This window comes from Sphingobium sp. TomMM7A (genome assembly GCF_055397305.1).
In genome coordinates this window covers 1,038,225-1,061,334 of sequence record NZ_AP027311.1, presented here as the reverse complement: position 1 = coordinate 1,061,334, position 23,110 = coordinate 1,038,225, and the positions used below count along the sequence as shown (strand labels likewise).

The 23,110-nt window shown below is 61.5% G+C and carries 21 protein-coding genes and 1 tRNA gene; 8 read left to right on the top strand and 14 right to left on the bottom strand.

Annotation, left to right across the window (positions count from 1 at the left end; all coding sequences use genetic code 11):
* Positions 1-873: 873 nt before the first annotated feature.
* From ACZ5ZH_RS05355 to ACZ5ZH_RS05335, 5 genes are all read left to right on the top strand, one after another.
* Positions 874-1,248 carry a response regulator transcription factor gene (locus tag ACZ5ZH_RS05355; RefSeq protein ID WP_460985940.1) on the top strand — a complete coding sequence of 125 codons (375 nt, stop codon included), beginning with the start codon at positions 874-876 and terminating at the stop codon, positions 1,246-1,248.
* Positions 1,245-2,366 (top strand): YaiO family outer membrane beta-barrel protein, encoded by a 1,122-nt coding sequence (locus ACZ5ZH_RS05350; protein ID WP_464772408.1) that lies wholly within the window; start codon positions 1,245-1,247, stop codon positions 2,364-2,366. The genes ACZ5ZH_RS05355 and ACZ5ZH_RS05350 overlap by 4 nt, the downstream gene beginning before the upstream one ends.
* A gap of 2 nt (positions 2,367-2,368) precedes the next feature.
* Positions 2,369-3,340 (top strand): HEAT repeat domain-containing protein, encoded by a 972-nt coding sequence (locus tag ACZ5ZH_RS05345; protein WP_464772407.1) that lies wholly within the window; start codon positions 2,369-2,371, stop codon positions 3,338-3,340.
* Complete coding sequence (locus ACZ5ZH_RS05340; protein ID WP_464772406.1) at positions 3,340-4,779, top strand: glycosyltransferase family 2 protein; 1,440 nt, start codon at positions 3,340-3,342, stop codon at positions 4,777-4,779. The genes ACZ5ZH_RS05345 and ACZ5ZH_RS05340 overlap by 1 nt, the downstream gene beginning before the upstream one ends.
* Positions 4,780-4,945: 166 nt before the next feature.
* Positions 4,946-5,983, top strand: a complete 1,038-nt coding sequence (locus ACZ5ZH_RS05335) for a rod shape-determining protein (protein ID WP_460985936.1) — start codon at positions 4,946-4,948, stop codon at positions 5,981-5,983.
* Between the two features lie 204 nt (positions 5,984-6,187).
* Here ACZ5ZH_RS05335 and ACZ5ZH_RS05330 read toward each other — a convergent pair whose 3' ends face one another.
* The gene (locus ACZ5ZH_RS05330) at positions 6,188-7,870 is read right to left on the bottom strand and encodes a chloride channel protein (RefSeq protein WP_464775218.1); all 1,683 of its coding nucleotides are present in this window, start codon (positions 7,868-7,870) and stop codon (positions 6,188-6,190) included.
* Positions 7,871-8,002: 132 nt separating this feature from the next.
* Between ACZ5ZH_RS05330 and ACZ5ZH_RS05325 the strand changes: the two genes are divergently transcribed.
* On the top strand, positions 8,003-8,410 hold the full coding sequence (locus ACZ5ZH_RS05325; protein WP_464772404.1) for a MarR family winged helix-turn-helix transcriptional regulator: 408 nt from the start codon (positions 8,003-8,005) through the stop codon (positions 8,408-8,410).
* 206 nt (positions 8,411-8,616) lie between these two features.
* Here the strand turns inward: ACZ5ZH_RS05325 and ACZ5ZH_RS05320 are convergent.
* The 6 genes from ACZ5ZH_RS05320 to ACZ5ZH_RS05295 all read right to left on the bottom strand — a co-directional run bounded on the left by ACZ5ZH_RS05320 (position 8,617) and on the right by ACZ5ZH_RS05295 (position 14,489).
* A tRNA-Lys gene (locus ACZ5ZH_RS05320) sits at positions 8,617-8,692 on the bottom strand.
* A 124-nt stretch (positions 8,693-8,816) separates the two neighbouring features.
* Positions 8,817-9,932, bottom strand: a complete 1,116-nt coding sequence (gene rodA / locus ACZ5ZH_RS05315) for a rod shape-determining protein RodA (RefSeq protein ID WP_464772403.1) — start codon at positions 9,930-9,932, stop codon at positions 8,817-8,819.
* Entirely contained in the window at positions 9,932-11,989 is a 2,058-nt protein-coding gene (gene mrdA, locus ACZ5ZH_RS05310; protein WP_464772604.1) for a penicillin-binding protein 2, read from the bottom strand. The genes rodA and mrdA overlap by 1 nt, the downstream gene beginning before the upstream one ends.
* On the bottom strand, positions 11,986-12,513 hold the full coding sequence (mreD, locus tag ACZ5ZH_RS05305) for a rod shape-determining protein MreD (RefSeq protein ID WP_464772402.1): 528 nt from the start codon (positions 12,511-12,513) through the stop codon (positions 11,986-11,988). The genes mrdA and mreD overlap by 4 nt, the downstream gene beginning before the upstream one ends.
* On the bottom strand, positions 12,510-13,424 hold the full coding sequence (mreC, locus tag ACZ5ZH_RS05300; RefSeq protein ID WP_464772401.1) for a rod shape-determining protein MreC: 915 nt from the start codon (positions 13,422-13,424) through the stop codon (positions 12,510-12,512). Before mreC ends, mreD begins: the two co-directional genes overlap by 4 nt.
* Before the next feature lie 18 nt (positions 13,425-13,442).
* Positions 13,443-14,489: a rod shape-determining protein gene (locus ACZ5ZH_RS05295; RefSeq protein WP_007685698.1), complete on the bottom strand. Its 1,047-nt coding sequence runs from the start codon at positions 14,487-14,489 to the stop codon at positions 13,443-13,445.
* A 159-nt stretch (positions 14,490-14,648) separates the two neighbouring features.
* Between ACZ5ZH_RS05295 and mutL the strand changes: the two genes are divergently transcribed.
* Both mutL and ACZ5ZH_RS05285 read left to right on the top strand, forming a co-directional pair.
* Positions 14,649-16,427, top strand: coding sequence for a DNA mismatch repair endonuclease MutL (gene mutL / locus ACZ5ZH_RS05290; RefSeq protein ID WP_464772400.1), 1,779 nt, complete (start codon positions 14,649-14,651; stop codon positions 16,425-16,427).
* A complete protein-coding gene (locus ACZ5ZH_RS05285) occupies positions 16,424-16,966 on the top strand; it encodes a hypothetical protein (protein ID WP_464772399.1) in 543 nt (180 codons plus the stop codon). Before mutL ends, ACZ5ZH_RS05285 begins: the two co-directional genes overlap by 4 nt.
* A gap of 13 nt (positions 16,967-16,979) precedes the next feature.
* On the opposite strand, the gene ACZ5ZH_RS05280 is transcribed toward ACZ5ZH_RS05285, so the two are convergent.
* The 7 genes from ACZ5ZH_RS05280 to ACZ5ZH_RS05250 form a co-directional block, all read right to left on the bottom strand.
* Positions 16,980-17,441 (bottom strand): MaoC family dehydratase, encoded by a 462-nt coding sequence (locus tag ACZ5ZH_RS05280; protein ID WP_464772398.1) that lies wholly within the window; start codon positions 17,439-17,441, stop codon positions 16,980-16,982.
* A 57-nt stretch (positions 17,442-17,498) separates the two neighbouring features.
* On the bottom strand, positions 17,499-18,026 hold the full coding sequence (locus tag ACZ5ZH_RS05275; protein ID WP_464772397.1) for a DNA-deoxyinosine glycosylase: 528 nt from the start codon (positions 18,024-18,026) through the stop codon (positions 17,499-17,501).
* Positions 18,027-18,030: 4 nt separating this feature from the next.
* Positions 18,031-19,131, bottom strand: a complete 1,101-nt coding sequence (gene ychF / locus ACZ5ZH_RS05270; RefSeq protein ID WP_464772396.1) for a redox-regulated ATPase YchF — start codon at positions 19,129-19,131, stop codon at positions 18,031-18,033.
* 69 nt (positions 19,132-19,200) lie between these two features.
* The gene (locus ACZ5ZH_RS05265) at positions 19,201-19,845 is read right to left on the bottom strand and encodes a DUF2490 domain-containing protein (protein WP_464772395.1); all 645 of its coding nucleotides are present in this window, start codon (positions 19,843-19,845) and stop codon (positions 19,201-19,203) included.
* 121 nt (positions 19,846-19,966) lie between these two features.
* Positions 19,967-21,595 carry an alpha-D-glucose phosphate-specific phosphoglucomutase gene (locus ACZ5ZH_RS05260; RefSeq protein WP_464772394.1) on the bottom strand — a complete coding sequence of 543 codons (1,629 nt, stop codon included), beginning with the start codon at positions 21,593-21,595 and terminating at the stop codon, positions 19,967-19,969.
* Positions 21,596-21,730: 135 nt separating this feature from the next.
* On the bottom strand, positions 21,731-22,300 hold the full coding sequence (pth, locus tag ACZ5ZH_RS05255; protein WP_464772393.1) for an aminoacyl-tRNA hydrolase: 570 nt from the start codon (positions 22,298-22,300) through the stop codon (positions 21,731-21,733).
* Positions 22,301-22,446: 146 nt separating this feature from the next.
* Positions 22,447-23,061: a 50S ribosomal protein L25/general stress protein Ctc gene (locus ACZ5ZH_RS05250; RefSeq protein ID WP_449472521.1), complete on the bottom strand. Its 615-nt coding sequence runs from the start codon at positions 23,059-23,061 to the stop codon at positions 22,447-22,449.
* Between the last annotated feature and the right edge of the window lie 49 nt (positions 23,062-23,110).

Sequence of the window (23,110 nt, the reverse complement as noted above, 5' to 3'; positions counted from 1 at the left end):
CAGGCATCCGCTGCCTTGTGATTATGTTGCGGAGCAGCAGGACATAATTGTATCGGGCTGGCAATCATTGCTGGGACGCTCGGATGCTCTTTTCCGATGATCCGTTAGGATGGGAAGGTACGGCGCCCCACATCTGCGACGACCCGAAATTCAATGGCCGAAATGTGCAAGCGAAAATTTACCGCACTTACGAAGCGCTTGTTCGAATCACGCCGTCATTTCGCGAATCAGGCAACGAACCACCACCCGAGAAGGACAAGAGTCCCGGCCAAGGCGATCGGTCCCGCCCAACGCGATAAAAATTGCACGCTCGCCTCGGCGCTTTCATGGGTGAACAGCCCCGCGCGATGATGAGGTTCTGCGGGGCGGCTCCGAACGGCCGTATCGTGACGCGGCCCCGACTGAAGTTCTGCCCCGTCGGAAGTCTCATCCTGAGGTTGAGGTGACAGGTCGATCATCTGCAATAGCCCTAATGCGATACGCCCCTCACAAATAGAACTTTTGATGTAAAAAAGAAGAGCTTTCTACTCGATTTGTAAATTTTGGTGAGCGAATTCCGCATCATTTTGGGGCGTGCGGCACATTAACTGAGCAGTTCGAGACTCGCTGTTAAATCATGGCGTGTCCGACATCCAATTTGTCGGATGCATCGTCCACTTCGGGGGCACGGCAGACCTTGTCGCGCCGTTTCAATTTCTCGCCCCAGCGCCCAAATCAGCTTTTCACAAAGCATGGCAAGTCTGCCAAAACGTTTTTCCGCTACGGCGAATTGAACCAAAATGGTGGTTTAGCCATTGTTAAGAAAAGAAATTTTTCGCACTAGTCGCACGTAGCTGATACTTAAGGGATCGGCGAGAAAGAGGAACAGGTCAGGTGGCGCATATCCTGGTCGCAGACGATGACGATCTGCTGGGCGAACTGGTTCGGTTCAAGCTTGAAGCGGCAGGTCACGATGTGACAATCAGGCAAGATGGCGCATCTGCGCTGCGGGAAGCGCGAGGAGGGGAATACGACCTCCTCGTGCTTGATGCCATGATGCCGGTAATGTCCGGTCCCGATGTACTCAGAGCTTTAGCAGAAGAGCGACCTGGGATGCCGGTTGTCATGCTGACGTCGCGGAAGGCGCAGGCCGACGTATTGGCGGCGCTGACCGCGGGCGCTCGTGACTATTTGACGAAACCGTTCATCCCGGATGAACTTGTCGTGCGGGTAAACGCCATCCTGAAATCTGCGAGGCCCGTTCAATGAGCCTGCTCGTTCTGGCGATTGCAGCGGCATCCGTCACGCCGGATGGCACGATTGTTCCGCAGCGCGCGGAGTTGATCGCACAAGCACGGGCAGCCTTGGCACGGCAAGACTTCGCCGCCGCAATTGGCACGCTGGAGCAGGCGGATGCCCCCAATCCAAATGACGCGGAAATCTTGCGCATGCTTGGCAGTGCCTATGCGTTTGACAAACGCTATCCGCAGGCGATCTCAGCGCTCCGTCGGGCAGAACTGCTGGCACCAGAAGATCTCGACATTCGTGCTGCGCTGGCGCGCGCTTATCTGTGGTCTGGTGACCGGGCAGCGGCAAAGCGGGAGCTTGTCGCCATGGAGCAGCGCTCTCCAGCAAACGCGGACGCTGTTGCCATCAGGCGTCAATTGGACGCTCGCGATGCTGTCAGTGCCGCGCCGGCGTACTGGGGCTTGGCGGCCACGCAGAACGTTTCCCGCGTGTCCTTTGCCAATCGGCCCAGCCAAACCTGGTATGATACGAATGTCGCTCTTTTCGGCGCCATTGACTCCAATACGTCGGCAGCCTTGACCGTGGAAAGAGAAGACCGGCGATCATTTGCTGACACCCGCCTGGAAACCCGCATCGACCATCGGTTTGGCAACACGCTTCGGACCTTCCTCGCTTTAGCCGTGACGCCGAATGCGAATTTCCGGGAAAAATGGGGCGTGACAGCCGGAGTGGAGGCGGACATTGCCTCATTTGCTACGGTGCTGGCTGATTTGCGGCATGCGGAATATCGCGATGCGTCGGTGACCGTCTTTCAGCCCGGCGTTCGGCTTGCGGCGCAAAAGTTGAGACTGGCTGCCACCGTCCGGATGATCAACCTGTGGGATGAAGATGGCACCCACCGGTGGGGCGTGTCCTGTCGGCTCGATCGCACCTTCTCGGGCGGGGCAACACTCTATGCCGGGGCAGCCACCTATCCCGACACGGAAGCAGGGATAACCCGGCAGGTTCATTCCCTGTTCGCGGGCGTGACGGTGCCGATCGCTGACAAGGTCTCACTTCGGGCAGGGGTCGACTATGACCGCCGTCGCGCTACCTACAGGCGAACAGGTGGGACGCTAGGTCTTCAGGTCAGGTTCTGATCGTGCCGGGCTTCCCCATCGCCGATCATGTTGCCCGGATCGCCATATTCATATCCGTCTACGGGGCGCTGGCGATGGCCGCCTGGCTGCTCTTCCTGGTGATGCGCCGTGATCGAAAGGAGCGCGCCAGTATCGCCAAGGCGGAATTGACCCGCGTCCTGACGAGGGAAATCATGGGGGCTGGCCAGAATATCGCCGCGTCGCCCGCTTTCCAGCTCGCCCGCCCAGCTGAAAGGCTGGCGGCGATCAGCCGGATTGTTCAACTACTCAGGGGTGAAGACCGAGAGCGGCTCGTTGCCCTGGTGGAGGAGCAAGGGTTGCTCAAGCAGGCGTTGCTGGCGGCAAGGCGGTCCCGGCCGAGGCGGCAGATCGACGCCCTGCGACTACTCGGCAGCATAGGAGGAGGGCAGGCGATCGATATGCTCTACCTTGTGCTGCGGGAGGATCCGAAACTCGACACCCGGTTGGAGGCCGCGTCGTTGCTTGCTCGGTTGGATGCCTTGCCTCCGCCGAATGAGTTGATTGACCACCTGGACCTGCGAAGCGCGCAAATCACGCCGCTGCATCGAACCTTGTTCAGGTTGATCGCCGCACGCCATCCGTCCGAACTATTCAGCTTGGCTCAGTCCGCCGATTTGCCGCCAGCGGTGCGGGCACTGGTGATTGACGCCCTTGGGTGGACGGAGGATTTCTCTGCGCTTCCACTATTGGAAGCTGCCGCCGCCGATACCCATGCGCCCGTTCGTCTGGCCGCATTGGATTCGGCGGCCAGATTGGGGCACCCCGGCAGCGCCAAATGGATATTGCCGCTTTTGAACGACCCCGTGCCTCCCGTCCGTGCCAGAGCTATCCGCGCCTGTCAGTTGATGAGGCTGAACAGCAGCCTGCCTGCTATCGCGGAACTGCGCAAAGATCCTTCGCCCTGGGTACGCCTTCGCGCGCAGCAGGCTCAACAGGTGCTGGGGACTGCCTGATGGGGGTGGGTTCTATATCCTCGACGTTGGAAAGCGTCGGGCTGGGCACCATGGTCGTGATAGGTATCCTGTGCTTTCTGGTCGTGACCGTCCGCAATCTCGTTTCGACCATCCAGTTGCTGCTTGCTGCGCGAGTCTTTGCCACGCGTGTCAGACCTGCTCAGCGATCCTATGACCTTTGGTCTCGCTATGCCGACCTTGCCCTCCCCGTGTCTGTGATCGCACCCTGCTTCAATGAAGAGTTGTCGATCGCAGACAGCGCGCGCGCCTTGCTGGCGCTGGAATACCCTGACCATGAAGTGATACTGGTGAATGACGGGTCCAGCGACGCGACGCTGTCTGTCCTGATCGAGGAATTTGATCTCCGTCCGATTGAACGGGAACAATTGGCGGTGCTGCAGAAAACTCGCATTTTGGGCATCTATGGTTCTGCGCGCTATCCGAACCTCATTCTGATCGACAAGGAGAATGGGCGGAAGGCGGACGCCGTGAATGCAGGATTGGGCTTTGCCGCTGCCCCGCTGGTTTGCGTCATCGACGCCGATTCCATTATTGAGCCTGATGGCCTGCTGCGCGCTGCAGAGCCTTTCATGACGGATGATGGTTCGTTGATGGCAGTAGGCGGAGCAATTCGCATCGCGAACGGATCAATTGTCGAAGGCGGGCATGTTCGCCAGATTCGGCTGCCGCAGCGCTGGTTGCCGCGCTATCAGATATTGGAGTATCTTCGAGCCTTTCTGACGGCCCGCATCGCCAATGCGCGGCTGGATATGCTGATGCTGATTTCCGGAGCCTTTGGCATATTCCGGCGGGCGCCACTGGTGGAAATAGGCGGGTATCGGCACGATACGGTTGGCGAGGATCTGGAAGTCGTCACCCGCATCCATCGCCGGATGCGGGAGCAGAAGCGGCCCTATCGCATTGCCTTCGTTCCTGAAGTGGTATGCTGGACCGATGCGCCCGAAAGCTGGCGAGGACTGCGTAACCAGCGCGCACGGTGGGAGCAGGGCGCGCTGGAGACGATTGTCGAGCATCGGCGCATGCTGTTCAACCCTCGTTACGGCCGTATCGGGCTGATCGGTATGCCGTTGATCGTGATTGAAGATGTGCTCGGACCGCCTTGCGAACTGTTCGGCTACCTTCTGATCCCCATCCTTTACTTTTTGGGGATCGGATCGGGCACGGTCGTGCTTGCCTTCTTCTCTCTGACGGTGCTGTTCGGAACCGCGCTCAGTCTTGGAACCCTGGCGCTTGAGGAAATGCAGCTCAGACGCACGCCGAGTGCACGCGACCTTTTCATGATCGGCGTCGCTGCCGTTGTTGAAAATCTGGGATATCGCCAGGTGAATTTGGCCTTCCGGACTTACGGCATATGGCGTTTCTACAGAAAGGACAATCGTTGGGCCGCCGCGGGGAGGGCGGGATTCTCCAGAGGATGAGCGTTGTTCCGGGCGAGGGCGGATTTTCGAATGCGCTAGTGCTACGGCTCGGTCTTTCGGTTGGACCCGGTTACCAGACGGGTCGTCGCAGGGCTCTTCTGCTCGCGTAGAGGCATCGGCAGGGCGAGATCAGCTTTTCCCTCCCGCAAAAGATTGCCTTGTTTCGATGAAATTGCCCCGGTTTTTTTCGTCCTCTGCCTTTGACATGGCCATCGACCTTGGCACTGTTAACACGGTTATCCATGTCCGCGACCGGGGGATCGTCCTCAATGAGCCGTCGGTCATCGCCATCGAAACCCGGCAGGGGTTCCGTCGCGTAAAGGTCGTAGGCAATGAAGCCAAGCTGATGATGGGGAAAACGCCCGCCAATATACAGGCGATCAGGCCTTTGCGCGATGGCGTCATCGCGGACATCGACGTCGCCGAACAAATGATCAAGCATTTCATCGACAAGGCGCTGAACGGCAGCCGCTTTGGCCGACGCCATGAGGTTGTCGTGTGCGTTCCGTCTGGGTCGACCATGGTGGAACGGCGCGCGCTACGCGACGCCGCCGCCAATGCCGGGGCCGCCCACGTCCAATTGATCGAGGAACCGATGGCGGCGGCGATCGGCGCGGGATTGCCGGTTACGGAACCGCGCGGCGCGATGGTGGTCGACATCGGCGGCGGAACAACGGAAGTCGCAGTCCTGTCGCTGCGCGGGATCGCCTACAGCAATTCGGCGCGGGTCGGCGGGGACCGGATGGACGATGCGATCGCATCGCATATCCGGCGCAACCACAACCTGCTGATCGGCGAAGCAACGTCTGAACGGGTGAAGTGTGAACTCGGCGCGGCGACGCTACCCGATGGCGAAGGACGGCGGATAGTGGTCAAGGGCCGCGATCTGGTAAATGGCCGCCCTGCCGAAATGACGATCAGCGAGGCGGAAATCGTGGACGCGCTTGCGGAGCCCGTTGGCCAGATCAAGATGGCGGTCAGGACAGCACTGGAGAAGACCGCGCCGGAACTGGCGGCGGACATCATCGAGGAAGGCATCACCCTGACGGGCGGCGGCGCGCTGCTGCGGCGACTAGACCAGGCGCTGATGGAGGAAACCGGCTTGCCAGTGAAGGTCGCGGAAATGCCGCTGATGTGCGTGGCAATGGGAGCGGGCAAGGCTCTGGAAGATCCCGCCTATCAGGGCGTTCTGGCCATTTCCTGATCGTCCGGGGAATCTAGGCACTGAGGCGCGGAGAGGATGGCTCAGATGGTTCCGCCCAACGGGGTGGTCCATCGAGCAATATCGTTTCTGATGATGTCCTGCCCGGATCGCCACGGTGGAGTGCGGCGCGCCTTCCTGACGCGGATCATGCCCCAAATTCCTTCATTGCCTTGATCGTGTATCCCCGCCGACCGAACGGCTCGGTCAACCCCTCGTCCGAGCCACCTCCGCGCCGTGATGGACGGAGCGGAGCTTGAGCAGGTCCTGCCGCGCCACAATGCCGATGACCCTGCTCGATGCGGGCTCGACGATCGGGATGCGGCCGATGCCTGCGTCGACCATCATGTCCGCGATGCGGCTGATCGGATCACTCGGCGTGCCATAGGGCTGCGATGCATCGGACAATACTTCCGCGAGGGTCGCTTGCACGGGCGCGCCGTCCACCTGCCAGCGCAGCGCATCAGAACGGGAAACAAGGCCTATGAGCCGCCCTTCCTTGTCCACCACCGGGTAACTGCGATGGACGGCCTGCCCCGCAAAAAAGGCAATGACCGCACCAATGGACATTGTCCCCTCCAACGTCTGCGGTTCTCGCGTCATCACTTGCCCTGCCTGAAGGAAATCGAACGGATCAACGGTATATTCCTGAAGCACATGCCGCCCGCGCCGTGCGATCTTCTCGGTCAGTATCGAGCGCCGCATCAGCAGTACGCTCACCGCATAGGCTCCCACCGACGCCGCAATGGTCAGCGGCAGCATCGCGAAATCCCCAGTTAGCTCCGCCGCGAACAAGGCGGCGGTCAGCGGCGCGCGCATCGCCCCGCTCATCGTCCCGGCCATCCCGGCCATTGCCCATAGCGCGCTCCCGCCTGGCAGATATTGGCCCAGCAAAAAGCCCAACGCTCCGCCTAACATCAAGAGCGGCGCCAGTACGCCGCCCGACGTTCCGGATCCTAGCGCGATCAGCCACACCGCCGCCTTAACTACCAGCAGCGCCAGCGCCACCCGCACCGCCAACGACCCGTCTAGAAGGCCCCTGATACTCTCATAACCCGCGCCCAGCACGTGCGCGTCCACCAGCCCGCCGATACCGACGGCAAGCCCCCCGATCGCTGGCCACCACATCCAGTGGACGGGCAAACGCCCGAACATATCCTCGATCCGATAGAGCAGCGCAGACAGCAACGTCGCCTGCACCCCTGCGATTGCCCCCATGCTCAGTGCCATTCCGATCAGCACTGGCGTCAGCTCCACCGCATGATGCACGGGAAAGAGCGGCCCGCTTTCGATCAGCACTGGCCGCCACAACAGTGAGATCAGCACTGCAATAACCACTGGCACGAAGCTGCGCGGCTTCCACTCGAACAGCAGAACCTCGACGGCGAGCAGGATAGCGGCCATTGGCGTTCCAAAGATTGCTGTCATACCCGCTGCCGCGCCCGCGACCAGAAGGGTTTTGCGCTCCGCCGCGCTCAGATGAAAGAGTTGAGCGAATAGAGACCCGATCGCTCCGCCGGTCATGATGATCGGCCCCTCGGCGCCGAACGGGCCGCCGCTGCCGATGGAAATGGCAGAGGAGAGGGGCTTCAGCACCGCGACCTTGGGCGACAAGCGGCTTTCGCCATAGAGGATCGCCTCGATCGCTTCTGGAATGCCGTGCCCCCGAATCTTCTCCGACCCGTAACGCGCCATCACGCCCACGATCAGGCTGCCTATGACCGGCACCGCGATGACGCCGATCCCCAACATGTTGTCCGTGATCGCAGCAGGCGCGTCGGAGAGGCGTCCGAACCAGAAGAGATTAGTCGCCACCGCAATCGCCCGAAGCAGCAGCCATGCGCCCAGCGCGCCGCCCGTGCCCACGATCAGTGCGGCGGCGGCCAGCATCATCATGCGTAAGTTGGCGCTATGATCGGCAAGAAGGCTTTGCGATGGAGAGGATGTCGATGATGTCATGCGGGGAGCAACTATATCGCACTACGATATTTATCAATGCCCCTTATCACGCTATGATGTTGCATGGCCGATGAGTTGACCGACAATGACTATGCGGCCCTTGCCGATTTCCGCTTCTCCCTGCGGCAGTTTCAAGCGTTCAGTGAAAGGGAGGCGGCGCAGTGCGGTCTGACGCCCCAGCAGCATCAAGCTCTCCTCGCGATCCGCGCCGCGCCAAGGGGTAAGGCGACGGTCGGGCATGTCGCGGAACGACTGATCCTGAAACCCCATAGCGCGACCGGACTTATCGACCGACTGGAGGCGCTGGGCCTGGTACGGCGGCGTTTATCGGAGCAGGATCGCCGACAGGCGCTGCTCGAACTGACTGAGCAGGCGCACGGGATACTCACCACACTCAGCGCCGCGCATCGGCAGGAAATTGGGCGGCTGCGGCCGCTGTTGATGGAGTTATTGGAAAGGGTTGGGGTTTAGGGGAGAGTCTTGCGCGCTTCGCGTAAATTCTATGCGTATCGCGTGACTTCGTCATTTTTGGAATGGCATCGTGCAGCCGCAGCCCGCTTCTGTGAAGCGAAATCCGGTCGCGGCATTCGGGACGTGGAAGCCCTCACCGCATGTCCATTAGAACAAGGCGCGGCAACGCCATGGCGGGATGAAATGCTGCATTTTCCAGGAAAAAATGGTGGACGCACTAGGGCTCGAACCTAGGACCCGCTGATTAAGAGTCAGCTGCTCTACCAACTGAGCTATGCGTCCACACTCGCTTTCGGATCGCTCCGTTTGGAGCCTCGCCTTGGCGTGGCCGGGCGGTTAGCATTATCCTCCGGCTTTGCAAACAGTAAATCACCGCAGTGCGGAAAATTTTGCGTCGCGGCTGCTTTTAGCCCCAATTTCCAGGCCGTCTCCCGCCCCGTCGGCTGGAGCGGTCAATGGCCATGATGATCCCGATGCACAGCATGACGGTCAACATCGACGACCCGCCATAGGACATGAAGGGCAGGGGAATACCGACGACAGGTGCCAGGCCCATCACCATCATGAGGTTGATCGCGACATAGAAAAAGATCGTCGTGGTCAGGCCCGCCGCGACCAGCCGCGCATATTTGTCCTGCGCGCGCAGCGATACGCCGATGCCCCACCGGAAGAGCAGTAGAAAAGCGCCGATCAGGAATATACCGCCGACAAGACCCCATTCCTCCGCCATGGTGGCGAAGACGAAGTCGGTATGCCCCTCGGGAAGATAGTCTAGGTGACTCTGGGTCCCCTTCAGGAAGCCTTTGCCCCAGATGCCGCCCGACCCGATCGCGATCTTCGACTGGCTGATATGGTAGCCTGCACCCAGCGGATCGCTTTCCGGATCCATGAAGATGAGCACGCGCTTTTGCTGATAGTCGTGCAGGAAGCTAAAGGCGATCGGGATGATCGCCGCCATGACGAGGCCTGATCCCACGAACAGGCGCAGCGGCAATCCGGCCAGGAACATGACCGTCACGCCGCCCGCCGCGATCATCGTCGCTGTCCCTAGGTCTGGTTGTACCAGAACCAACGCCCATGGCACACCGATGAGGACGAGTGCGGGCCATATCGCCGTCCAGCGGCGGATTTCACCTACCGGAAGCAAAGCATAAAAACGCGCGACAGCCAGAACGATGATCGGCTTCATGAATTCCGATGGCTGCAGCTGCATGAAGCCAAGGTTGATCCACCGCTGACTGCCGCCCGCGACGCCGCCGATCAGTTCGACAAGCACCAGCGAGATCAGAATGGCGCCATAGGCCGGAAAGGCGAAGCGCGCGAAAAGCTCCAGCGGCACCCGGCTTATGGTGAAGGCCATCACCGAAAAGATAATGAACCGCACGCCTTGGTTGATCGCCCACGGCGTGATGCTGCCGCCCGCCGCGCTGTAAAGCACGAGGGTGCCGAATCCTGCGATGGCGAGCAGGATCGCCAGCACACGCCATGGGAATTCCGTCAGCGGCTGGGGAATGATGCCCATCAGTCGGCCACCGTGTCGGAGCCGGGCGGCGGCGGCGCATCATCTTCCGCCGCGGGCGATGGCGACGCCGGGGCGGCCGCGTTGACGGAATTCGTTGGTTGGGCGGCCTCTGGCGACGCCTCTCCCTTTTCGATCGCCTTGGCGAGGCGGAACGCGGCCATCTGCCGGGCCATTCGCTCGGCAGGCGGGCCACCCCAGCCTTTTTCCAGCGTCTCCAGCTTTTCCATCGCCTTCGCCTGGTCGAAAAGAAAGGACATGGTGTCGCTGGCAATCATCGGCGCATCCTCTGCTCGGATCGTGTGGCCGCCATGTTCGATGATGCAGGCGATTGCGTAGCGGGGATTGTCGAACGGCGCGAAGCCCTGGAACAGGGCGTGATCGCGTAGCTTAAAGGGCAGGGAGGCGTTGCCGCGCACGCCGCCTGCGCGCTCTGACATGGTGATGCGCCGGACCTGTGCCGTACCGGTCTTTCCTGCCATGAGGACGCCGGGAATGCTCATCCGCGCCGCGCCGCCGGTGCCGCCACCATTGACGACGGCGCTCATGGCATCACGGATAGTGACAAGATGTTGCTCCGCAACGCCGACGGGAGCCGGTTCCGGCCTATGAGCGCCATGGATGAAATTGGGCATCAACTGACGGCCGGTAGCCAGACGTGCCGCCATGACCGCCATCTGGAGCGGATTGATGAGCATATAGCCCTGGCCGATCGTGGCATTCACGGTGTCATAGACCTGCCACTTCTGCCCATATTTTTTTAGCTTCCATGCAGGGTCCGGCACTGTGCCATAGCTTTGGCTGGGGAAGGGCAGGGAAAATTTCTGGCCCATGCCGACCCGGTGCGCCATGCTGGCAATGCGGTCCATCCCGATCTGCTGAGCCATTTGGTAAAAATATATGTCGCAGCTTTGCGCAATGGCGCCCCGCATGTCGAGCGCCCCATGCCCGCGCTTTTTGTGGCAGTGGAACAATGTGTTCCCCACTCTGATCGCTCCGGGGCAGTTCACACGGTCGGCAGGCGAGATGCCCGCCTCCAGAAGGGCGAGCGCGACCATCGGCTTCACCGTTGATCCGGGCGGATACAGGCCTTGCAACGTCTTGTTGCGAAGAGGAATATGATCGTCGCTGGACAGCATTTGCCATTCCAGATGGCTGATACCATCGGAAAAGCTGTTGGGATCGAAACTGGGCATGGAAGCCATGGCCAGCACGTCACCATTCCGGCAATCGATGACGACGACCGACCCACTCTGTGTGGCCAGCCGCCGGCCCGCATATTCCTGCAACCCTGCATCGATCGTCAATTTGATGGATTGACCGGGTGTGTCGGGCCGGGTGGTCAGTTCCCGCACGATCTTGCCCCGCGCGGTGACCTCGACCCGCTTCGCGCCGGGCTTGCCCGTCAGTTCCCTGTCGAACGATTTTTCGAGCCCGTCCTTACCCACCTTGAAGCCGGGCGTAATCAGCAGCGGGTCCCTGCGTTCCTCAAAATCCTTGGCCGATGCCGCACCTACATAGCCCAGCAGATGACCCACGGTCGCACCGGCGGGATAGTAGCGCGAAAAGCCCTGGCTGGGCGCGACGCCCGGCAGGTCGGGCAGACGAACGCTGACCGCCGCGAACTGATCATAGGTGAGTTTCTCGGCCACCTGCACGGGGCGGAAGCCGGGTGCCTTTTCCAGTTCCGTCCGGATGCGCTCCACCTCATCAGGTGGTAGCGAGAGAAGCTGCGTCAGGCTGCGGATGGTGCCTTCCGGATCGGTCACGCGTTCGGGGATCAGATCGACACGAAAGTCCGTCCGGTTATTGGCCAGCGCGCGGCCGTTCCGGTCCAATATCCAGCCACGCCGCGGCGGAATCAGAGTCAGGTTGACCCGATTACTTTCAGAGAGGAGATTGTATTTCTCGTTTTCAGCAACGCTGATCCAGCCCATGCGGCCGATCAGCATGGCGCCCATTCCTGCCTGCAGCCCGCCTACCACCATTGCCCGTCGGGTGAAGGTGAAGGACAAGGATGCTTCGTTAACGGTCTTACGCTTGAGCTTGGGCAGCTTCATGCCATCACGCGCCAGCGATCGATCCGGGCGCATTGCCGCACCACGAAAGGGAAGAGCAGGATCGTCCAGAGCATTTGTGGCGCGACCAATTCCGGCTTGATGTTTCCTCCGCCGGTAATCCGCGCAAAGAACAGGCCACCGGCGATGCAGAAGATAATGGCTGCCGCCGCGATTAGCCAGTCCTGCCGATAGCTGCGCCACACCATGCGATGTTCAACCGCGTCGATGCCGATTAACATCATGGTCCACAGGAACATCGCCGATCCGATCGGCTGCCCGCTCATGATGTCGTCGAACAGGCCGAGCGGAACGCCGATCCAGACGCGCCACAATTCCGGCCGCAGCAACCGCCATGATAGCAGCAGCAGCAGGCCGAAGGGCGGCATGACCGGCGCTTGTGCGATAACCGGCAGGACCGTGATGGACGATCCGAGCATGACCGTGATGACCGGCGTCCCTGTCAGCCGAAAATTGGACGGGGTGCGGCCCAGCTTGGGAACATGCTGGAGGTGTGGGTCGATCATGGCGCGCTGGCGTTCGCCGCCGCTTCTGCTGGTGCCGCTTCAGGCATAGTGGGGCTACCGCGCGTCACGACCTCTTCAAAAGAGCGTTCGACTACCACCGCATCTACCTTCGCCGGATTGGCGAGCGGCACACCGTAGGCGATCTCGCCTGCTATGCGCACGACAACCGCAACCGGAATATTGGGTTGATAAATACCGCCGACACCTGATGTGACGAGGATGTCGCCGGGGCTGAACGGATTTCGGCCCGCCGCCAGCGAACGGATTTCGACGGTGCCATCTCCCAGCCCGGTTGAGATAGCTGCCACGCTGTCCGTAGCGCGGCGAACCGGCACGATGTTGCTGCTGTCGGTCAGCAGCAACACATCAGCCGTATTGGGCGTCACGCTGTGGATGCGGCCCACCAGGCCCTCGGACGCGCGCACGGGCATGCCGGGGCGGACGCCTTGCCACCGGCCGGCGTTCAGGCGGGCGAAACGGCGAGCGCTGGAGGAAGAGGAGGATATGAGCCGCGCCGTGAGCAGATCGCTCTGATCTTCATCGACCAGTTTCAACAGCTTCTTGAGGCGCAGATTTTCTTGCGCGATCGCCTTTGCCTCGATGATGCGGTTACGATCCGCATCCACCTGATGGCGCAGGGCGATATTCTGTGATCCGGCGCGCCAATAGGCTGTCAGCACATCGTCGAGCGAACTTGCCCCGCTCACCATGTTGCGCAGGCCGAGCGACGCGGGGCGGGAGATTTCCGCCGTAACCATACGGATCGCCGCGAATCCTGTGGGATCGAAAATTGCCACGGCGATCAGCAGCAAGCCAGCAGCCGCACCCGTCACCGCCACAACATAGCTGGCAAACAGGCTGTACTGCGCCTTGCGGTTATGGCCGGGACGTCGGCTGGATGGCCGCGCCATGCAGTGGTCCCCCTGACCTTAAGCGGTCTGCAGCACGCCTCGGAAGATCGGGTCCTCCATCGCGCGGCCGGTGCCGATGGCAACACAGGTCAGCGGATCTTCGGCGATCGTGACGGGCAGGCCAGTCTCGTCGCGCAATTCATCGTCCAGGCCCTTCAGCAGCGCGCCGCCGCCAGTCAGAACGATCCCCTGATCGACAATGTCCGCCGCCAGTTCCGGCGCAGTATTTTCCAGAGCGATCCGGACACCCTCGACGATGGTGCTGATCGGTTCCGCCAGCGCGTCGGCGATCTGCCCCTGGTTGATCGAGATTTCCTTGGGAACCCCGTTCACCAGGTCGCGACCCTTGATGTGGATGGTTTCGCCCACGCCGTCTTCGGGGGGCTGAGCCACGCCGAACTGCTTCTTGATGCGCTCGGCGGTGGCCTCACCGATCAGAAGATTGTGGTGGCGGCGGACGAACGAAACGATCGCTTCGTCCATCTTGTCACCGCCGACGCGTACGGAAGTGGTGTAGGCAAGACCGCGAAGAGAAAGCACCGCTACTTCGGTGGTGCCGCCGCCAATGTCCACGACCATCGAACCGATCGGCTCGGTCACCGGCATGTCAGCGCCGATCGCGGCGGCCATTGGCTCCTCGATCAGGAAAACCTGCGAAGCGCCCGCATTGCTCGCCGCATCGCGAATCGCGCGGCGTTCGACGCTGGTGGAGCCTGACGGCACGCAGATCACGATCTCAGGGAAGCGCCAGGGGCGCGACTTGCCGCCATGCACCTTCGTGATGAAGTGCTTGATCATCTGTTCGGCGACATCGATGTCGGCGATCACACCATCACGCAGCGGCCGGATCGCCTCGATCGAATCAGGCGTCTTGCCCATCATCAATTTGGCATCGTCGCCCACGGCCTTGACCCGTTTCACGCCGTTCAGTGTCTCCACCGCCACGACCGATGGCTCATTCAGTACAATCCCGCGGCCCCGCACATAGACGACGGTGTTCGCCGTGCCGAGATCGATAGCCATATCCTGGGAGGAGAGTTTGAAAAGTCGCGAAAAGATCGACATGCTTGTTCCTGTTCAGCCCGCCCTTCCCGGCGACGCGAACCGGGGCGTTCGGAGGTCCCTGCCACGTTCCGCCGCCCCTGTCATCATTCCGTGTGATGAGGCAAAATTTTCGGGGGCAACGGCTCGCGGAAAGCGCTCGCTTGGGCTAGTCACTAATCAATGTCAATACGCCGCCTGCCTGAACATCTGGTCAACCGTATCGCTGCCGGTGAAGTGGTCGAAAGACCCGCCAGCGCGCTCAAGGAAATTGTTGAAAATGCTCTGGATGCCGGGGCAGGACGCATTTTCATAAGGTTAGGCGGCGGCGGGCTCGACCGTATCGAGGTCAGCGACGATGGCTGCGGCATGGCGCCTGACGAGATCGCGCTGGCGCTGGAGCGACATGCGACCTCAAAACTGCCCGACGATGCGATCGAAAATGTATCGACCTTAGGCTTTCGTGGGGAAGCACTGCCATCCATCGCCAGCGTCGCTCGGCTTTCCATCGACAGTCGGCCCAAGGGGCAGGACGGCTGGAACCGCACTGTCGATAATGGTGCGCTACTGTCAGAGGGACCCGCTGCCTTGCCGTCGGGCACCCGCGTGACCATCGAGCAGCTTTTCGCGCGGGTGCCCGCCCGCCGCAAATTCCTCCGGTCAGCCAAGGCGGAATATGCCGCCTGCCTCGATATCGTCCGCCGACTGGCGATGGCCCATCCGTCCGTTGCCTTCACCATGGAGCATGACGGCCGCCGAGCCGTGGCCGTTCAGGCAGGAGAGGCGCGGGAGGATCGGGTGGCGGCGCTCACTGACCGAGCGCTTGCCGAGAATCATATGATCGTCTCGCTCGAACGCGAAGGCGTCCGCTTGTCAGGGGTTGCCTCGCTACCGACCTATAATCGCGGTGTGGGCGACCATCAGTTCCTCTTCGTGAACGGCCGCCCGGTTCGCGATCGATTGCTGATTGGTGCGGTGCGCGGTGCCTATGCCGACATGCTGGCGCGCGACAGGCATCCCGTGGTCGCCCTGTTCCTCGACGTTCCGCCGTTGGAGGTGGACGTCAATGTCCATCCGGCAAAGACCGAGGTCCGCTTCCGTGATCCAGCCATGATCCGGGGCATGATCGTTTCAGGCGTACGGCGCGCACTCGATGCGGAAGGGTTTCGATCCGTGCAGCAGGCCGACCCGGCGAGCCTTTCCGCCTGGCGGGCAGAGCCTGTGTCGCCCACCCCCATCAATGGGCTCCCCATCTTCGAAGCTGCGTCAGCATCTTACACGCCCCCCGCCGCAGCATTCGCCGATCGCCGCCCTTCCTTCTTCGCCCCCCCGCCGCAAGCGCGTGCGGAACCCGCTGCTGCCCCTGCGCCGGAAGGAACCAGCTTCCCCCTTGGCGTGGCGCGTGGGCAGGTCGCCCGCACCTATATCGTCGCAGAGGCTGAGGACGGGCTTGTGATCGTTGATCAGCACGCCGCACATGAACGCCTGACGCTCGAACGCATGCGCCGCGCGATGGAGGGGCAGGGCGTCGCCGCGCAGGCGCTACTGCTGCCCGAAGTAGTCGAACTGGACGAGCCCGCCTGCGACCGCCTCGAAACGCGTATCGATGAGTTGCGCGACTTCGGCCTAGAACTGGAGCGGTTCGGTCCCTCCGCCATGCTCGTGCGCGCGGTCCCGGCGATGCTGGGACAGGGCGATGTGCAGGGGCTCGTCACCGACCTCGCCGATGATCTGGCTGCCTATGACGATGCTCTATCCTTGAAGGAACGGCTCGATCTGGTGGCGGCGACGATGGCTTGCCACGGATCGGTACGCGCCGGTCGTATGCTGAGCGTCACGGAAATGAACGCGCTGCTGCGGGAGATGGAAATCACGCCACGCAGCGGCCAGTGCAACCACGGCCGTCCGACTTGGGTGAAGCTGGGCCATGGCGACATCGAGAAGCTGTTCGGGAGGAAATGACCATGCGCATGATCGCCTGCTTGGCTGCCTTGAGCCTGTCCGCGCCCGCCCTTGCCGCAACGCATGGCGGTGACCCATGCCGCAATGCGCCGCTTCCCCCTGAACCATGGACGAGCTGGAACCAGAGCGGCACGGAGGCAGCGGCGGGCGAAGCAGCTTCCGCGCCTCGACTGATCCTCGGCAAGCCCATCGTCGCAACCTTGCGTCCTTTAGCGCAGGTCCAATATGCTGTGAAGCCGAGGCATCAGCAGCCTAAAAGCTATGGCGGCTTATTCAGCTTGGCGATCAAGGCCCCCGCACGGGTGGGCATAGGCCTGTCCGGTTCCGCGTGGGTCGATATTGTCACCGGCCGCAGCGCAGGTCCCTCTGCCGCCCATGGTCATGGTGCCGCATGTTCGGGCATTGCGAAGATCGTCTGGTTCGATCTGCCGCCGGGCCTGCACCTCATTCAACTGTCGAACTCGTCAGCCAGCCAGATCCGCCTGATGGCTGCGGATGCTCTCGCCAACCAGCCGCTGCCGCCAAAGCGCGACAGATAGGCTGCCGATCCGTTCAGTTCGGACGCGTGCGAAACATCGTGATCGGCATCAGCGTCATGACTGGTTCGTCATACTGGTTGAAGATCGTCACCTTGCTTTTGATGATGCCCATCTCCGGCCTGCTGCGCGAGGCTTTCTTTTCCACAACCTCTGATGCGCCCCGCAGCGTGTCACCCGGTCTGACCGGCCGCAACCAGCGTAGTTCATCTATGCCCATGGCACCCAAGCTTGCATCCTGATGTCCGCCAGCCTGCATTTTCGCCACGAACATCTTCATGAACAGCGCAGTGGTGTGCCATCCGCTGGCCGACAGGCTGCCAAAATGCGTTTCTGCCGCAGCTTCGTCTGAAAGGTGAAAGGGCTGGGCGTCAAATTCCGCTGCAAAGGCGATGATCTCGTCCCGGCTGACGGTGATTGAACCGAACTCCAGCTTGCTGCCGACTTCCACATCTTCGAAATAGACAATCTCGCTCATGGTCCAGCACCTTTCATGTTGCAGACGATCTAGGCGGGCCTTACGTTTACGTCAATGTCAGGATGGCGCGATCCATTGGCGCAGCGTCCGCCATAGCTCTGCCTTCTTGTCGCGGGATAGGATGGCGTTAGCGCCACTGCTGGATGGCAGGTCGATCAAGGATAGCCCCGTGTCGGCGCCGATCTGACGGCGGCCATGCAGGGATGCCGTCTTGCCGTTGAAGGCAATCCCCCGCAGCGCAGGCAGGCGCGCGATAAAAGCGCCTAAATCCCGAAGTTCCGCGCCACGGATCGCGCTGTCGAGGCTGCCTTCCCGGTCTGCGCTCTCGATCACGTCCCACAAACCAACGCCTCGCCCACGTAAACGCTTCAGCCGCATGGCATAGGGCAGGGCGCGCAAATCCTCGCCCAGCACATCGCCCATCAGCGACCAGAAAGCGTTGCCGCGATGGGCATAATATTCGCCCTGTCTGATCGAGGCATCGCCCGGAAGGCTGCCAAGGATCAGCAGCGTCGTGCGTTCATCGACGCTCGGTGGAAAGGCGGCCTTGCGCGGGGCCGGAATCTGGCCGGGCCGCAGCGTCACGGCGTCAGACGTTGAAGCGGAACAGCATGATGTCGCCGTCCTGCGTCACATAATCCTTGCCTTCAGACCGCCACTTGCCTGCTTCCTTGGCTCCGGCCTCGCCATTGAACTGGACATAGTCGGCATAGGCCATGGTTTCGGCGCGGATGAAGCCCTTTTCGAAATCCGTATGGATCGCGCCCGCCGCCTGGGGCGCCTTGGACCCCTTGGTCACGGTCCAGGCGCGTGCTTCCTTCGGTCCCACCGTGAAGAAGGTGATGAGTCCCAGCAATTCATAACCCGCCCGGATGATGCGGGCGAGGCCTGCTTCGGTCAGGCCCAGAGCTTCCAGATATTCGGTACGCTCCTCGACCGGCATGGTGATGAGTTCGGCTTCGATCGCGGCCGATACGATGACCGCCTTGGCCCCCTCGGCCGCAGCCTTCTCGAATACGCGTGCGGAATGAGCATTGCCCTCGGCCGCCGCCTCTTCTTCGACATTGCAGACGTAGAGGACAGGCTTGGCGGTCAGCAGCTGGGCCTGCTGGAAGATGCGGGCTTCCTCGTCGTCGGCGGGCTGCGTCAGCCTCGCGGGCTTGCCGTCACGCAGCTGGTCCAGCGCCTTGCCCAAGACGGATGCGGCCACCTTTGCTTCCTTGTCGCCCTGCGCCGCCTTCTTGGCGAAGTTCGGCACGCGCTTTTCGAGCGATTCCAGGTCCGCTAGCATCAACTCAGTCTCGACGGTCTCCGCGTCGGCAATAGGATCGACCTTACCCTCGACATGGGTGATGTCGCCATCCTCAAAACAGCGCAGCACATGGACGATGGCGTCCGTCTCGCGGATATTGGCAAGGAACTGGTTGCCTAGCCCTTCGCCCTTGGAAGCGCCGCGAACCAGGCCTGCAATATCGACGAAGGACAGCTGCGTTTCGATGATCTTGGCGCTGCCGCCAATCTTGGCGATGGTCTGCAGCCGGTCGTCGGGCACGGCAACGCGGCCTTCATTGGGCTCGATCGTGCAGAAGGGATAGTTCGCCGCCTGCGCCGCCTGCGTTTCAGTCAGCGCATTGAACAGGGTGGACTTGCCCACATTGGGAAGCCCGACGATACCGCAACGAAAACCCATGGAACTGCCTTCATGTCAAAATGATGGCCGGGCCGATAGCCTGTTCCGCGTCCGAAGGCCAGCCTGTGCTCAGCGGCGGAAGAAGAGCGTGACGGATGCGACATGGTTCATGCGCTGGTTTCCGCCTCGCTGGTTGATCAGCTGGTTGAGATAGCCGATCTCGGCCGTGGACTTGCCCATCAGCTTGACCTCCCCGCCGACAAAGCTGCGTAGCTGGTCGAAGCCCGCTCTCTGCCCCCAGTCCGTGCTGTTGAGCGCGGCAAATCCCTCCGCATAGACCAGCGCATTGACGGCCTGACTGTCGGGATTCAGCGGTTTTTCATAACGGAGCATCTCCCGCAGCCGCCACCCCATGCCGCTGCCATCCGAACGCCAGCGTTGCTCCAGCCGCGTGCGGGACGATAGTTCGCCGTCCCACGGCTCGGCGATCGTCCAGTTGATCTGCTGAAAACTGCGCTCTTCATTGACATCGCGTCCGCCTTGCGACGGCAGGACGATATGCGCATAGCCCTGATAGACGGAGAGCTGAGGGGACAGCTTCCATCCCACCGCACCGCGCAGGAGAGTCTGGTCGGCCCGTGAGGCGCCATTGCCGAACCGAGGCTGGATCTCGGCGAAATAGATGAGGTCGCCGCTGACCTGCCCCATCGCAGTCAGATTGAGCCAGACCTGCTCATCTTCGGCCGTCGCCGCATGCGCAGCAGCGCCGGTCATAAGGGTGCAGACGCCTAAAAATGCGCGTAAAGAACGAGCAATAGTGCGGGAGCGAAACATAGCGCGTCCCTAGTCTTTCGCTCTTGCCGTCCCATGTCCCTTGGATAACTTTTTATGTCTGTCAGGTGATCACGCTCGGCCGGTCCATGCTGGTAAATCCTTCGATATCCGCGATTTCTTGCGCGGCTTGGACCAGCGGCGCGAGGGCGTCGGCGGTTTCCATGCCAAGGTTGCCGTCACGATCCACATAGCGTTCAATATAGACGCGCAAGGTAGCCCCTTCGGTGCCGGTGCCGGAGAGACGAAACACGATGCGCGATCCATCCTCGAACAGGATGCGGATACCCTGATTGTGGCTGACGGACTGGTCGGTAGGATCGGTATAGGCGAAATCATCCGCGCTCTTCACTGTCCCGCCGCTGTTGGATGTGCCGGGCAGGGTGGGCAGCTTGTCCCGTAACGCAGCCATCAGCGCATCGGCGCGGTCCTTGGCGATGGCTTCATAGTCATGGCGCGCATAATAGTTGCGGCCGTAAGTAGCCCAATGCGCCTGCATGATCTCCGTCACGCTTTGCCTGCGGGCCGCCAGGATGTTGAGCCACAGCAGCACGGCCCAGATGCCGTCCTTTTCCCGGACATGGTCCGAACCCGTGCCCGCGCTTTCCTCGCCGCAGATCGTCGCCATGCCCGCGTCCAGCAGATTGCCGAAAAATTTCCATCCGGTTGGCGTCTCGTAAAGCGGTATACCCAGCTTTTCCGCGACACGATCGGCAGCGCCGCTGGTCGGCATGGACCGCGCAATGCCCTTGAGGCCTTTTGCATAGCCCGGTGCGAGATGCGCGTTGGCCGCCAGTACCGCGAGCGAGTCCGATGGCGTCACATAGCAGTTACGGCCGATGATCAGGTTTCGATCTCCATCCCCGTCCGACGCCGCGCCGAAGTCGGGCGTGCTTTCACCCATCATGCGGTCATACAATTCCTTTGCGTGGACGAGGTTCGGGTCGGGGTGGTGATGGCCAAAGTCGGGCAGGGGTGTGCCGTTGCGTACGGTTCCCGATGGCGCGCCCAAACGCCGCTCGAAAATCTCTGTGGCATAAGGGCCGGTGACTGCGCTCATCGCGTCAAAGGAGAGGGTGAAGCCTTCGGCGATCATCTCCCGAATGGCTGAAAAGTCGAACAATTGCTCCATCAGATCGGCATAAGCGGCAACCGGGTCGACCACTTCGACCGTCATTCCGCCAAGCTGGGCCTTGCCGATGGTGTCGATATCGATGTCGTCTGCATCGACTATCCGATAGCTGTCGATCGTGAGCGTGCGGGCGTGAATGGCGTCCGTCACTTTCTCCGGCGCGGGGCCACCGTTGCCCACATTATATTTGATGCCGAAATCCTCGTCCGGGCCTCCGGGATTATGGCTGGCCGACAGAACCAGACCACCGAACGCGCCTGACGATCGGATCAGGTGCGATGCCGCAGGGGTCGATAATATGCCGCCTTGGCCGACCAGAACCCGGCCAAAGCCATTTGCCGCCGCCATCTTGAGCACGATCTGGATGACTTCGCGGTTGAGATACCGCCCGTCGCCGCCGACCACCAGAGTCTGTCCTCCGAAGTCGGCCAGGCTGTCGAACACCGACTGCACGAAGTTGGCGGCGTAATGCGGCTGTTGAAAGACGCGGACCTTTTTGCGCAGGCCGGAAGTGCCCGGCTTCTGGTCATTGAAAGGCTTAGTCGAGACGGTCAGTATCACCTGTATCCCTTTGGGAAGTGCAGCAGGCGTCTTCTATGGCCCGGCAATGCTGCACTGCGCAATCCATTCCCCTGATTTCACCGCACGGACAGGGCGGCGGGACGGACTTTCACCTATTAGCGCATTCTCTGCGGATCAGTCCGCCAGCCTGAGCGCAACCTCATTCATGAAGCGTGCGTCGTCGCCCTTGGCCAACCATTCGGCTTCCGCGCCGATCGCGCCCAGCATGTCGGCCAGCGCATCCATCTCGCTTTTGTGATAATTGCCAAGCACATAGCTATGCACCCGGTCCTTGTGCCCAGGATGCCCAATGCCGATCCGCACGCGGCGGAAGTCCGGGCCGATATGCGCATCCGTCGATCGCAGGCCGTTATGCCCCGCATTGCCGCCGCCGCGCTTCACCTTCACCTTCATCGGTGCGAGGTCCAGTTCGTCGTGAAAGACGGTCACATCCTCCGGCGCCAGCTTGTAGAAACGCATCGCGTCCCCGACTGACCGACCACTTTCGTTCATGAAGGTGGCGGGCTTCAGCAGGATGATCTTCTCAGGTCCGATGCGGCCTTCCTGCACCCATCCCTGGAACTGCTTTTTGGGCGGGGAGAAGCGGTGCATGTCGGCGATGACGTCGGCCGCCATGAAGCCGACATTATGCCGGTGCATCGCATATTGGGTGCCCGGATTGCCCAGCCCGACCCAGATCTGCATCCCATGTCTCCAAACAAAGCGAACCCCCGTTCGCCTGAACCTGCCGAAGGGCCTCTCTTCCTATTCCAAGAAAAGGGGCGGGCCTCGACAAGCTCAGCCCGAACGGGGGTGAGCAAACCGGTAATCGGTAAGCCGGGGTGAAAGGCTTATTCGCCTTCCGCCGGAGTTTCGTTGTCGCCCTCGGCGCTCTTCATGGCAGAAGGAGCAACGATGGTCGCGACGGTGAAGTCGCTCTCATCATGCGCAGCCTTCGCGCCCTTGGGCAGCTTCACCGAGCCGATGTGGATCGATTCGCCCACGTCGAGACCCGTCAAGTCAACAACGACGTCGTCGGGGATTTCGGCGGCGTCGACGATAAGTTCGATCTCATGCGCGACGATGTTGAGCACGCCGCCCTTCTTCAGGCCGGGCGAGGCGTCTTCGTTGTCGAAGCGAACCGGCACGTTGACGTGAACGGTGGCATGTTCCGAAACGCGCAGGAAGTCGGCGTGCAGCGGGCGATCGCTCACGGGATGGAAGGCGACGTCCTTGGGCAGGGTGCGAACCTGCTTGCCGCCAACCTCGACCATGACGACCGAGTTGAAGAAGTGGCCGGTGCCGAGCAGCTTGTTGAGGAGCTTTTCCTCGACGTGGATCGACTGCGGTTCTTCGTTGTTACCATAGATGACGGCGGGTACGCGGCCCTCACGGCGGAGAGCGCGGGAGGCTCCCTTGCCTGCCCGATCGCGTGCCTCTGCCGACAGCGTAAGCTGCTCGCTCATTGCGTGTCTCCAAAAGCTGATATGTCAAAACTTCCCGCAACGCCTCCAG